This is a genomic window from Marinobacter sp. PE14 (assembly GCF_053566155.1).
The window spans coordinates 650,401-663,084 of the sequence record NZ_JBQXNY010000001.1; the positions used below are offsets into that span (position 1 = coordinate 650,401).

Below are 12,684 nucleotides of genomic sequence, written 5' to 3' on the forward strand. Positions count from 1 at the left end.
AATCCCTAAGCTATGGCTCAGCTTTTCATATCAATCGCGGAGTCAGTTCCTGCCCATGAGCCAGCAACAATATAACGCCGATGCTATTGAAGTACTGAGCGGCCTGGATCCGGTGCGTAAGCGGCCGGGGATGTATACAGACACCAGTCGGCCCAATCACCTGGCGCAGGAAGTTATCGACAACAGTGTGGATGAGGCGCTGGCAGGGCACGCCAAACGTATCGACGTGGTGTTGTACAATGATGGCTCGCTCAGCGTTGAGGATGACGGCCGGGGCATGCCGGTGGACCTGCACAAAGAAGAAGGCCTGCCTGGCGTTGAACTGATCCTCACCCGCCTCCACGCCGGCGGCAAATTCTCTCAGGGCAACTACAACTTTTCCGGTGGTCTCCACGGTGTCGGTGTTTCCGTAGTAAACGCACTGTCCACCCATCTGGAAGTGACCATCAAGCGCGATGGCCAATTGCACCGGATGACGTTCGCCAACGGCGACAAGGCGTCTGAGCTTGAGGTGATTGATACCGTGGGCAAGCGGAACACCGGTACCCGCCTTAAGTTCACGCCCGACGTTACCTATTTTGACAGCCCCAACTTTTCCGTTAGCCGGCTTCGCCACAACCTGAGGGCAAAGGCGGTTCTTTGTCCGGGCCTGACAGTCACCTTCCTCCAGGAAAAAACCGGCGAGAAAGACGAATGGTTTTACGAGGACGGGTTGCGCGACTACCTGCGCACTGCCCTGGCCGATATCGACGTGGTGCCACTGGAGCCGTTTACCGGCAGCTTTTCCGGTAACAAGGAAGCGGTGGACTGGGCCATCCAGTGGCTGCCCGAAGGCGGCGAAGCGATCATGGAAAGCTACGTTAACCTGATTCCCACGGCCCAGGGCGGAACCCACGTGAACGGGTTGCGCACCGGCCTGCTGGAAGCCATGCGCGAGTTCTGCGAATTCCGCAACCTGTTACCCCGTGGCGTTAAACTCTCTCCGGAGGATATCTGGGAGCGGGCAGCCTATGTTCTGTCCTTCAAGATGCAGGAGCCTCAGTTCTCGGGGCAGACCAAGGAGCGTCTTTCCTCACGGGAGGCGGCGGCCTTCATCTCCGGTGTGGTCAAGGATGCTTTCAGCCTGTGGCTCAACCAGCATACCGATGTGGCAGAAGCACTAGCCGAGCTCTTCATTAGCAATGCTCAGCGTCGGCTGCGAGCCAGCAAAAAGGTGGCCCGTAAGAAAGTCACCTCGGGCCCCGCGCTTCCGGGCAAGCTGGCGGACTGTTCTGGCGGCGATACTGCCCGGTCAGAGCTGTTCCTGGTGGAAGGTGATTCTGCAGGCGGTTCTGCCAAACAGGCCCGGGACCGGGAGTTTCAGGCGGTTATGCCGCTGCGAGGCAAAATTCTCAATACCTGGGAAGTGGACTCCGGCGAAATCCTGGCGTCCCAGGAAGTGCATGATATTGCGGTTGCCATCGGCGTGGATCCCGGTTCGGACCAGCTCGATGGCCTTCGCTACAACAAGATCTGCATCCTCGCTGATGCGGACTCGGATGGCCTTCACATTGCCACGCTGCTTTGCGCGTTGTTCGTAAAACACTTCCGCCCTGTGGTTGCCGCCGGCCATGTGTTTGTGGCGATGCCGCCGCTTTATCGGGTAGATCTGGGCAAGGAAACCTTCTACGCCCTGGATGAGCACGAAAAGCAGGGCATTATCGACCGTATTGCGGCTGAGAAGCGCAAAGGCAAGATTTCGGTGACCCGCTTCAAGGGCCTGGGTGAGATGAACCCGCTCCAGCTGCGTGAGACCACCATGGCCCCGGACACCCGTCGCCTGGTCATGCTGACCATCGAGGACGGTGACGACACCGACAGCCGCATGGACATGTTGCTGGGCAAGAAGCGTGCATCCGATCGAAGGGCGTGGCTCGAGACCTACGGCAATATGGCGGACATTGAAGTTTAATATTCTATAAGGTGCTATAAAAAGCATCCTTTATTCTTTCTCTGTATTCTGCAAAGTCGTTATCCTGCCAGTTTTCTGATCGGGAAGAACCGTTGATGGACTGGCAGGGCTGGTTTGCGCTGGGCCTCGCAGGCACCGCGCTGATACTGATGAGTGCAGGGCGATTTGCGCCCCATCTGGTGATGATGGGTGTGCTCGTGGTGCTCAGTGCCAGCGGGATTGTATCCGCGGATCAGGCGCTCGCCGGGTTCAGTAACAGTGGTCTGATCACCGTGGTTGCCATGTTTGTGGTGGCTGCAGGCATTCATCATTCCGGCGGTGTCGATCTGCTGGTGCATCATCTGCTTCGCAATCCCAAGACCGTCCGTTCTGCCCAGGCACGGATTGCCCTTCCGGTATCCCTTCTCAGTGGTTTCCTCAACAACACCCCGGTTGTCGCCACCATGATTCCGGCGGTGCATGCATGGTCCCGGAAGATCGGTATCTCACCGTCGAAATTGATGATTCCCCTGAGCTATTCCGCCATCCTCGGGGGTACCCTGACGCTGATCGGCACCAGCACCAACCTGGTCGTCAATGGTCAGTACCAGCAGTTGACCGGCGAAGAGGGCTTCTCCATTTTCTCGATCACGGCGGTCGGGCTGCCGGTGGCGGTCATTGGCGTGGCGGCTTTGCTGCTGGTTATGCCCCGGGTGCTTCCGGATCGTAAGGATCAGCAGAAATTTGGCTCCATGAGGGAATTTACCCTGGAGGTCGCGGTGTCGTTCGACGGACCGCTGGTCGGCAAAACTGTTGGTGAAGCCGGGCTCCGGGAGCTTGAGCGATTGTATCTGGTCGAGATCGAACGCGATGGCAGCGTGGTTACAGCGGTGCCCTCGGAGGAGCGGCTCAGGGGTGGCGATCGTCTGGTGTTTGCCGGTGATACCCAGGCCATTTCCGACCTCCTGCGGATAAACGGTATCGTCCCGTCAGTCCATGAAGACGAGCCGAGTTTGAGCAAGGATCGGGCGGAACGACGTCTGGTTGAAGCGGCATTATCGCCCCAGTCCGATGTGTTGGGGCTGACCATTCGCGACGCCCGGTTCCGGGACCGTTACGGTGCTGTTGTGCTGGCCGTTGCCAGGGGTGGGGAGCGTGTTTCCGGCAACCTGGGGAATATCCGCCTCAAACCTGGCGATGTGCTGCTTCTCGAAGCTCGTCCCGCGTTTGTCAGCCGGCAGCGCTATAACAAGGACTTCCTGCTTATTAATGACCTGGAAACCGAGACGCCCCGGCATGACCGGGCGTGGCTGTCCTGGGGGATCCTGTTGGTGCTGGTGGGTCTCGCTGCCTGTGGCACCCTGAGTATGCTTAACGCGGCCCTGCTGGGCGCCGCAGGAATGATCCTCACCGGCTGCTGCTCGGTGGGCCAGGCCCAGAAGTCCGTGGATGTGCCGGTGATCCTTACCATTGCGGCTTCCTTTGCCATGGGCGCGGCCCTGGAGCAGACCGGAGCGGCAGGCTTTGTGGCTGCAGGCATCCTTGAATTCAGTCAGGGCGACGTCCTGTTAACGATCCTGCTGGTTTATCTCGTGGTGTCGGTCCTGACCGAGGTTATTACCAACAATGCGGCGGCGGTCCTGGTCATTCCCATCGTTCTGTCGATGACGAACAGTATGGGCGTGGCCGCTGAGCCGTTTGTGATCGCGGTGATGATGGCCGCGTCCGCCAGCTTTGCCACGCCGCTGGGGTATCAGACCAACATGATGGTATTCGGGCCTGGTGGTTACCGGTTCAGTGATTTTGTTCGGGTCGGTTTACCCATGAACGTGTTTGTTGGTGCCGTTACCGTTGTGGTTATTGCCGTGGTCTACGACATCACTCCCGGTCTATGAGCGCTGTTCCGTCGGGTTGGCGAGAATGTCGCAGCACAGCACCTGAAGCTTTCCATCCTGATAGTACCCCAGTGACAGGGTCACGCACATATAGGCCCCGGTAACGCAGAGGTAGGGGGCGGTAACGTGCAGGCTTTCCGGTTGGGCCAGTGCCTGGCGAAGGTACTGCTGGCGGTACCAGTCGGCGCTGCTGGTGCTTTCCAGGGGTTTGAAGCGCGGGTCCATGCTGCGGGTGCCGGCGTCGGAAACCAGGGTGTCATCCATCTGGACGCCCTTGTCATCGACCAGATAGCAGCGGGAGACCGCAGGATGATTCAACAGCTCCAGACAGGATTGTTGCATACTCATTCCGCTGCGAAGCTTCGTGATGGCATGGTCGAAAAAGCCACTGAAAAAATCCACCAATTGCCGTGTCGGGTCCAGGGTAACCTGGTTGCGGGTCTTGTATTCCTGCAACAGGTGGTCGAAGTCCGCGGGCGCATGGGTCAGCTGATCCAGGTCGGTGCTCGGTCTGCGGAAATAGAAGCCCTGAACGAAATCCACGCCCGCATCGATCGCAATCATTGCCTGATCCCGGGTTTCCACGCCTTCCAGAAGAACCAGGCAGCCGGACTGGTGCAGCAGTGACACGATGCCGTTCAGAATCTGGCGTGCCTTGTGATCGTCTGTCGCACGGGTAAGCAGTTTTCGATCCAGCTTCACGATGTCGGGTGACAGGTTCCAGATTCGCTCGAAATTGGAGTGGCCGGCACCGAAATCATCAATGGCCGTCAGACAGCCAAGTTTCTTGTAGTAGGCAACCGTTTCCCGAAGCCTTTCAGCGTCGTATGTGGGTTGCTCAACAATCTCCATGACAATCCGATGTGGAGGTAGGCCAGTTTTGGCCAGAAGCTGTCCGAAGAACGAATCGGCCTGGCTGCCGCTGGTAACCACCTGCGGCGAAACATTCAGAAACAGCCAGTTCAGCTGATCGCGGATGCCGCTGTAATTGCGTATGTGTAGATAGCGGCAAAGGCGGTCAAGGAGAAGGTTCTCCGCCTCGGAGGCCGGTAGCTGGAACAGGTGCAGCGGCAGTACTGCGGAGTTATCCGTATCAAAGGCCCGGATCAGAGCCTCATAGCCGACGATACGCTTGTGTGAAATGCTGTAAATCGGCTGGAGCGCTGTTCGCAGCGTCAGTCCGCGAAAATCTGCGGTCCATGTGTCACCGTCCCTGTTCAGCATAGGAGACAACAGTTCCACTTCCGGAGCTGTCAGCTTTTCAGGGAGGCGTTTCGACATAGATGATTCTGGTTGATTTAACGAACGCATCAGTCGCCCCAGTCTGGCGCCTGAACTGTCTTTTATCAGTACAGGTTTCGCTAAAAAATCGCGAAGTTACTGATAGTTGGACGGAAGATTGCCAAAAAAACGCGTTTATTACCACTGTTTCATGTAGAAACTGGAAACGGTTTGTATCTTTGGCGGTCTGCAAGAGGAAAGGAGGGGGGGAGCCCAGCGGTCCGAACGGACCGCCAGAGAATCAGTTATTACTGGGTACAACCACGCTTTCGTCGAATTCGAGTTCCATGTCCTGTCCTCTCGGTCAATGAGGCCCCAGACGGGGCATTGAAGTATGGCTCAATTCTATCGTTGCTATAATTTTGAACAATCCGTAAAACCCCTATGCTACCAAAGGCAAAAGCCCGGATGGATGATCAGAATTTCTGATGTAGCGCTGCAAAAGATTTTGATTTTTTTCACAGAGCCAAGTTTCTAGACTTGGTTTTGACGATGTAACCAGGGAACAGGGTGAATTCTCATCATGCAAATCAGGAATACTTCAGCCAACTACGGTCTTGTATCCATCGTTAATCACTGGGTGGTTGCTCTGGCTGTCTTCGGCCTGTTCGGGCTTGGCTTCTGGATGGTGGATTTGTCCTATTACGACGACTGGTACCGTCGTGGACCGGATATCCATCGCAGCATTGGCATACTGCTGTTTTTATTGATGCTTTTCCGGGTGGTTTGGAGAGCGGTGAATGTTTCGCCGGATCCTCTGGCCGGGCACAAGCGATGGGAGATTCGAAGCGCCCATGTGGCCCACCTTCTCCTGTATGTGCTGATTTTCGTCGCCATGGTCAGCGGCTATCTGATATCGACCGCCGACGGTTCTTCCATCAGCGTGTTCGACTGGTTTGAAGTGCCCTCGGTCACTGGCCAGATAAAGGGAATGGAAGACACCGCTGGAACCGTTCACTACTGGTCCACCTGGGCAATAGTCGGTCTTGCTGCCATTCACGCGGCTGGCGCTTTCAAACATCATCTTCTTGATCGCGACCGCACATTACGGCGTATGTTAGGGAAGTGACTGGCCGGCCGTTTATTTATCGTCTAACGCCCGGAAGTCGGGCACCAATGCAATAAGGGAGATAACCATGAAAAAAGTTCTGCTTGCTTCGGCCGTGTCGATGGCGCTTGTAGGTGCAGTTAATGCCAACGAACACAGCGGCACCTATGCGTTTGATAAAAAGGGCGCCCATCAGTTCATAACCTTCAAGATTTCTCATCTTGGCTACAGCTGGCTTTACGGTCGATTCAACGATTTCGACGGCGAATTCGTGTATGACGCCGAGAACCCGGAAAACAGCACCGTTAACGTCACGATTGACACCGCGAGCGTGGATTCCAATCACGCCGAGCGGGACAAGCATCTGCGCAGTGAAGATTTCCTGTACGTCGACGAGTTTTCTGAGGCAACCTTCAAGAGCAAGCGCGTTGTTCTGGATGAAGAAGGTGAGGCCGACATCATCGGCGACCTGACCCTCCGTGGTGTGACCAAAGAAGTGACCCTTGACGCGGAAATGCTGGGCCACGGGGAAGATCCCTGGGGTGGCTACCGCATGGGGTTTGAAGCTGAAACCGAGCTTCGCCTTAAAGACTTTGGCATCCCGATGGATCTGGGAAAGGCCTCTGAGACCGTAGAGATCATCATTTCTGTCGAGGGCATCCGGCAGTAATACCGGCTGACCCTGCCACTGTCAGATTCCGGGCCTAGACCCGGAATCTGCCGGTCTGACTTTCCAATTCTCTCGCATAGCCCTCCAGGGATTCACTGATGCCGTCGATATCCCTCGACCGGCTCGCGCTCTCTGTGGCCAGATCGTTGATCTCGGTGATACTGCGGTTGATCTCATCCACCACCTGAGTCTGTTCCTCGGTGGCAGACGCGACACTGGTATTCACGTCTGCAATGTTTGCCATGGCTTCAAGAATGGCCTTGAGCTCAGACTCCGCATCGGTGGCCAGCTTCTCGGTTTCGCTCGCCTCTTTGCTGCCCGTTTCCATCACCGACACGATGTCGGCAACGCCAGCCTGCAACGTTGTGATCATCTTCTGAATATCTTCCGTCGACTGGCCGGTCCGTTGCGCCAGGGTCCTCACTTCATCGGCAACCACAGCAAAGCCACGTCCCTGCTCCCCGGCTCGCGCCGCCTCAATGGCAGCATTCAGTGCCAGCAGGTTGGTCTGTTCTGCGATGCCCCGGATAACGTCCAGCACGGATGTGATGTTGTCGGAATCGTCAGAAAGCTTCCGGATAACCTCCACAGCTTTTGAAATCTGTGCGGCCAACCGGTGCACCTGCTCTGAGGAGTTGCGGATAATTCGTGCGCCGTTCTTGCCCTTTTCTTCGGCGTCGCGGGTAATCTCGGCCGCTCTTGAGGCATTACCGGCAACCTCTTCGATCGCACTCTGCATTTCGTTGATGGCTGTGGCGACCATCGAAATGGAGTCTGTCTGTCGAGTCACGCCATCATTGTTGTCCTTCGCCGCCCGGGCGAGATCTGTAGCTCCGGTGCCAAGCTCCCGGGTCAACTGCTGGATGGAGCCAATCATGGATTGCAGGTTCTCCAGAACCAGGTTGAAACTTTTCGCGAGTTTGCCCAGGTCATCATCCATCTCCACAGGAATCCGCTGGGTCAGATCGCCTTCACCCTGGGCAATATTGTCCAGTTGATCCCGAAGCGCCGCGATAGAGCCGATGATCATTTTCAGGAACACAGCAAACAGCCCGATACTGATCAGGATAGCGGCGGCTGTGATTAGCAGAATGGTGACCGAGCTGCTCTGGCCCTCCGAAGAGGCTTCACCAGCGCGAATCTGGGCCTGGGCATCAGCGTGAGCGCCGACCTCGTCGAAGTAATTTCTGAGATTGTCGAAAAGGTTATTGGTTTCACTGGCTGCCAGGGCTCTTGCCTGCTCCGGGGCCCCTGTTTCTGCCAGCTCAAGAACCCGTTGGGCTGATCCCAGCCAGCGCTCATAGGCAGCATCGAATCCTCGAGCAACGTCGGAGACGCCCGTACCCTCAAGTCTGCCAACTGCTGTGTTGAAGCGGTCCAGGGCCTGGCCGGCATTCTCGTCAAAACTGGCCAGGTAATTCTCACCTTCCTCATTGTTGAACTGGGCGTCCACATAGGCCATCTGGGCAACCAGCGCCTGGTAGAGATCCCGGTCGCCGTTGAGGATTTCGCTGACGGAAGGCAGGTAGGTGTCGGCAATATTGTCAGTGTCGGATACCAGGTTTCGGACAGTACTGACGGCGAACAGTCCTATAACAACCAGAGCGACAGCCGTGATAGCGAAAGGCAAAGCAATTTTCACCCGGAGCCCCAGGCGCTTACCAAAATCCATACGTCTCTCCCGTGTTGCCAGAATGGCTTATTGCCAATATAGCACCGGGAAGACGATTGATTTGAGAAACAGTAGAGTAATTGCTCCCGGTCAATGAGAAGTGACGCGCCGGGAGCGTGGACAGGTTATCTGGAAGGGTCAGGTGATTCCCGGTGGGTGTCACCGGATTGGCAAAGGTGCCTCTGGCGCCAGAACTGTCCCGCGAAAATAACGGCCCAGATGAGCAACCCTGCCCAGAGATAGGTCTCGGGAATCTGGAAACTGCCGCTGATTGCAAACTCAACCAGTAGCATCAGCGTCACCGCCAGAACCGCATTTACCAGGGCTGTAACCATGGCTTGCCCGCAGGCTTTGATGTTGGGTTTCATAGTGTTCCGCTTGTTAGAGAAGAAAAACGGTCTTCTATTCACTGAAAAGGAGAATACGGCCCACCTTACGGACTCTCCATGCGGGAATTCCGCTATTGGAATCAGACGCCTGTGCGAGGGTGTGACGGTTTTGGCCAATAAATCCGCCGGTTGTTGGTGTATCGGCGCCGTGCTCCATATAATGTCCGCTCCTGTTTCGGCGTTGATTATTCCCGGCCCGGGAAGCAGGATCACCGACACTATTCAAATCAGGCAATACAGGCAATCAAAGAGGCATCCATGCCAGAGTTTCAGACAACGGATGAAGGCTTCGAGCGGGTTTCGCTCCGGGATTACACGGAAAAGGCCTATCTCGATTATTCCATGTACGTCATTCTTGACCGGGCACTCCCCAATGTCGGCGATGGCCTGAAACCGGTACAGAGGCGGATTGTCTACGCCATGTCCGAGCTCGGACTGAAATCCACCTCCAAGTACAAGAAGTCTGCCCGTACTGTGGGTGATGTGCTGGGTAAATTTCATCCCCATGGCGACAGCGCCTGTTATGAGGCCATGGTGCTCATGGCCCAGCCTTTTTCCTACCGCTACCCTCTTGTGGACGGGCAGGGTAACTGGGGCTCCCCGGACGATCCCAAGTCCTTTGCCGCCATGCGCTACACCGAATCCCGCCTGGCGCCGTTTGCGGAAGTGCTTCTGGGAGAGCTGGGGCAGGGTACGGTGGACTGGGTGCCCAACTTTGATGGCACCATGGATGAGCCGTCAGTGCTCCCGGCCCGGTTGCCCCATGTACTGCTTAATGGCACCACCGGTATCGCTGTTGGTATGGCCACGGATATCCCGCCGCATAACGTACGGGAAGTCACCGCAGCCTGCATACGCCTGCTGGACCAGCCGGAGTCGACGGTTGATGAACTCTGCGAGCACATCAAGGGCCCGGATTTTCCGACCCAGGCGGAAATCATTACCCCCCGAAAAGACATCCGGCAGATGTACGAAACTGGTCGCGGGTCTCTGCGGATGCGGGCCCGCTGGATCCGGGAGAGTGGTGAGATCGTGGTTACGGATCTGCCGCACCAGGTCTCTGGCAACCGGGTTCTGGAGCAGATTGCCCATCAGATGCAAACCAAGAAGCTACCGATGGTGGCGGACCTTCGTGACGAATCCGATCATGAAAACCCGACCCGTCTGGTGATCGTGCCCCGATCCAATCGGGTCGATCTGGATGGTTTGATGGCGCACCTGTTCGCCAGTACCGATCTGGAGAAAACCTATCGGGTCAACATCAATGTGATTGGCAACGATGGCAGGCCGGGTGTGAAGGGATTGCACCAGATCCTTACCGAGTGGCTGACCTTCCGGCGCACCACTGTGATCCGCCGGCTCCAGCACCGCCTGGACAAGGTGCTTGCCCGCCTGCACATTCTGGAAGGCCTGTTGATCGCCTATCTCAACATTGATGAGGTGATCGAGATCATTCGTACGAAAGACAAGCCCAAGGCCGAATTGATGGCCAGGTTCGGTCTGTCCCCGGACCAGGCGGAAGCCATCCTCGAACTCAAGTTGCGCCACCTGGCCAAGCTTGAGGAAATGAAAATCCGGGGCGAGCAGGATGAGCTTGCGGCTGAACGGGATGAGCTCCAATCCATTCTGGGTTCCGAGGATCGCCTGCGCGAACTGATCAAGAGCGAGATGCAAGCGGATGCCGAGACCTTTGGCGATGACCGTCGCTCGCCGATAGTCGAGCGTGAGGAGGCCAAGGCATTCAGTGAAGTGGACCTGATCTCGAACGACCCTGTCACGGTTGTGCTGTCTGAAAAAGGCTGGGTTCGCGCCGCCAAGGGGCATGACATTGAGCCGGAAGGTCTGAGCTATAAAGCCGGTGACCGTTTCTCCCTCGCGGCCCGGGGACGGAACAATCAGCAGGCGATTTTCCTGGATTCTACCGGGCGCGCCTATTCCTTGATGGCGCACAGTTTTCCATCTGCCAGAGGCCAGGGTGAGCCGCTGACCGGGCGCATCAACCCGCCCTCCGGTGCCAGCTTCTCAGGCCTGTTGATGGGCGATCCGTCCCGTAAGGCGTTGCTGGTTACCGACGGTGGCTACGGGTTTGTTACGTCGCTGAATGACATGATCAGCAAGAACCGCAATGGCAAGGCAGTAGTCAGTGTCCCCAAGGGTGCGAGGATCATGCCTCCGCTGACCATACCGACGACCGAGAAAACGCTGTATCTGGGGGCGGTGTCCAACGAGGGACGGATGCTGGTGTTCCCGCTGAGCGAATTGCCGGAACTGGCCAAGGGTAAAGGCAACAAGATCATCAGCATTCCCTCTGCCAGGGTTCAGAACCGTGAAGAATATGTGGTGGCAGTAGCAGTATTTGCCGAGGACGACCAGCTGGAGATACGAGCTGGCAAGCGCAAGATGGGGCTACAGTTCAGTGATCTTGAACACTACCTGGGTGAACGAGGCCGTCGCGGACACAAGCTGCCCAGAGGGCTGCAACGGGTGGATGGTATTGACGTGATTCCGTCTGCCGCCCGGGCGCAGGAAGAGGCGGGCTCTGATAGCGAGGGTGCCGACAGTGAGTGAACTGGTACTGATTAATGTCTCCGGGCGTGACAAGCCGGGTCTGACGTCGGAGATCACGGGCATCATGGGTCGCTACGATGTGCGGATCCTGGATATTGGTCAGGCGGTCATCCACGATCATCTCACCTGGGGCATCCTGATCGAGATTCCGGATGAATCCAAATCCTCGCCCGTCATTCGTGACCTGCTGTTCCGGCTCCATGCCCTGGATCTGCAGGTCAGGTTCGCGCCGATCACCGTCGAGGAGTACCAGTCCTGGGCCGCGGCCCGGAACCGGGCCTGTTATATCGTGACCCTGCTTGCCCGGGATATCAAAGCCGAGCAGATTGCCCGGGTTTCTGCCATCACGGCGCGTCATGGTCTGAACATCGATAACATTTCACGGCTGTCTGCCAGGCCCTCGCTGAATGCCGCAGACAATCGTATCGCCTGTGTCGAGTTCTCGGTAAGAGGCACACCATCAGATCTTGAGAAGCTGCGGGCGGATTTTCTGCATATCGCTGGCGAAATGAATGTGGATATCGCCTTCCAGGAAGATTCCATCTTCCGCCGCAATCGTCGGCTGGTGGTCTTTGACATGGATTCCACGCTAATCGAAGCCGAAGTGATCGACGAGCTGGCCACGGAGGCCGGAGTCGGGGAACAGGTGGCAGAGATTACCGAAAGGGCCATGCTGGGCGAGCTGGATTTCAGCCAGAGTTTTGCCGAGCGCCTGGCACTTCTGAGAGGCCTGGATGAATCGGTTCTCGAGGGCATTGCCTCGCGGCTACGGATGACCGAGGGTGCAGAGCACCTGATCCTCAGTCTCAAGGCGCTGGGATATCGCACCGCCATCCTGTCGGGCGGCTTCACCTACTTTGCCCGCCACCTTCAGCGCAAACTCGGTATCGATTACATCTACGCCAACGAACTCGAGATTGAGGATGGCAAGGTCACAGGCAAGGTCTCCGGGCAGATTGTCGACGGCAAGCGAAAAGCGGAACTGCTTTTGGAGATCGCCGAGAAAGAGCATATTTCCCGGGAACAGGTTATTGCCGTCGGTGATGGCGCCAATGACTTGCCCATGCTGAGCCAGGCCGGCCTGGGTGTGGCGTTCCGCGCCAAGCCCCTGGTCAAGGAATCAGCGCGCCATGCGATTTCTACGCTGGGGCTGGATGCAATCCTCTATCTGATTGGTTTCCGTGAGAGCGAAACCAACCAGGGTCTGGAAAACGCCGACTTCTGAGCCGTT

The 12,684-nt window shown here is 56.9% G+C and carries 9 protein-coding genes; 6 read left to right on the forward strand and 3 right to left on the reverse strand.

Annotated features, from left to right (window positions below):
* Window positions 1-55 precede the first annotated feature (55 nt).
* Together parE and ACWJ62_RS03175 are read left to right on the forward strand one after the other, a co-directional pair.
* Window positions 56-1,951, forward strand: coding sequence for a DNA topoisomerase IV subunit B (parE, locus tag ACWJ62_RS03170; protein WP_449284887.1), 1,896 nt, complete (start codon window positions 56-58; stop codon window positions 1,949-1,951).
* A gap of 95 nt (window positions 1,952-2,046) precedes the next feature.
* Window positions 2,047-3,825, forward strand: coding sequence for an SLC13 family permease (locus ACWJ62_RS03175; RefSeq protein WP_008174090.1), 1,779 nt, complete (start codon window positions 2,047-2,049; stop codon window positions 3,823-3,825).
* Here the strand turns inward: ACWJ62_RS03175 and ACWJ62_RS03180 are convergent.
* Window positions 3,820-5,106: an EAL domain-containing protein gene (locus ACWJ62_RS03180; protein ID WP_449284888.1), complete on the reverse strand. Its 1,287-nt coding sequence runs from the start codon at window positions 5,104-5,106 to the stop codon at window positions 3,820-3,822. The two genes, ACWJ62_RS03175 and ACWJ62_RS03180, sit on opposite strands and share 6 nt — an antisense overlap.
* A gap of 523 nt (window positions 5,107-5,629) precedes the next feature.
* Between ACWJ62_RS03180 and ACWJ62_RS03185 the strand changes: the two genes are divergently transcribed.
* Window positions 5,630-6,175 carry a cytochrome b gene (locus ACWJ62_RS03185; protein ID WP_449284889.1) on the forward strand — a complete coding sequence of 182 codons (546 nt, stop codon included), beginning with the start codon at window positions 5,630-5,632 and terminating at the stop codon, window positions 6,173-6,175.
* Between the two features lie 67 nt (window positions 6,176-6,242).
* Complete coding sequence (locus ACWJ62_RS03190) at window positions 6,243-6,824, forward strand: YceI family protein (RefSeq protein WP_449284890.1); 582 nt, start codon at window positions 6,243-6,245, stop codon at window positions 6,822-6,824.
* Window positions 6,825-6,858: 34 nt separating this feature from the next.
* Here the strand turns inward: ACWJ62_RS03190 and ACWJ62_RS03195 are convergent, their stop codons facing one another.
* Together ACWJ62_RS03195 and ACWJ62_RS03200 are read right to left on the reverse strand one after the other, a co-directional pair.
* On the reverse strand, window positions 6,859-8,496 hold the full coding sequence (locus tag ACWJ62_RS03195; RefSeq protein ID WP_449284891.1) for a methyl-accepting chemotaxis protein: 1,638 nt from the start codon (window positions 8,494-8,496) through the stop codon (window positions 6,859-6,861).
* Window positions 8,497-8,621: 125 nt separating this feature from the next.
* Entirely contained in the window at window positions 8,622-8,864 is a 243-nt protein-coding gene (locus tag ACWJ62_RS03200) for a hypothetical protein (protein ID WP_449284892.1), read from the reverse strand.
* Between the two features lie 279 nt (window positions 8,865-9,143).
* On the opposite strand from ACWJ62_RS03200, the gene parC reads away from it, so the two are divergent.
* Window positions 9,144-11,453: a DNA topoisomerase IV subunit A gene (gene parC, locus ACWJ62_RS03205; protein WP_449284893.1), complete on the forward strand. Its 2,310-nt coding sequence runs from the start codon at window positions 9,144-9,146 to the stop codon at window positions 11,451-11,453.
* Window positions 11,446-12,678: a phosphoserine phosphatase SerB gene (gene serB / locus ACWJ62_RS03210; RefSeq protein WP_449284894.1), complete on the forward strand. Its 1,233-nt coding sequence runs from the start codon at window positions 11,446-11,448 to the stop codon at window positions 12,676-12,678. Before parC ends, serB begins: the two co-directional genes overlap by 8 nt.
* The last annotated feature ends 6 nt before the right edge of the window (window positions 12,679-12,684 follow it).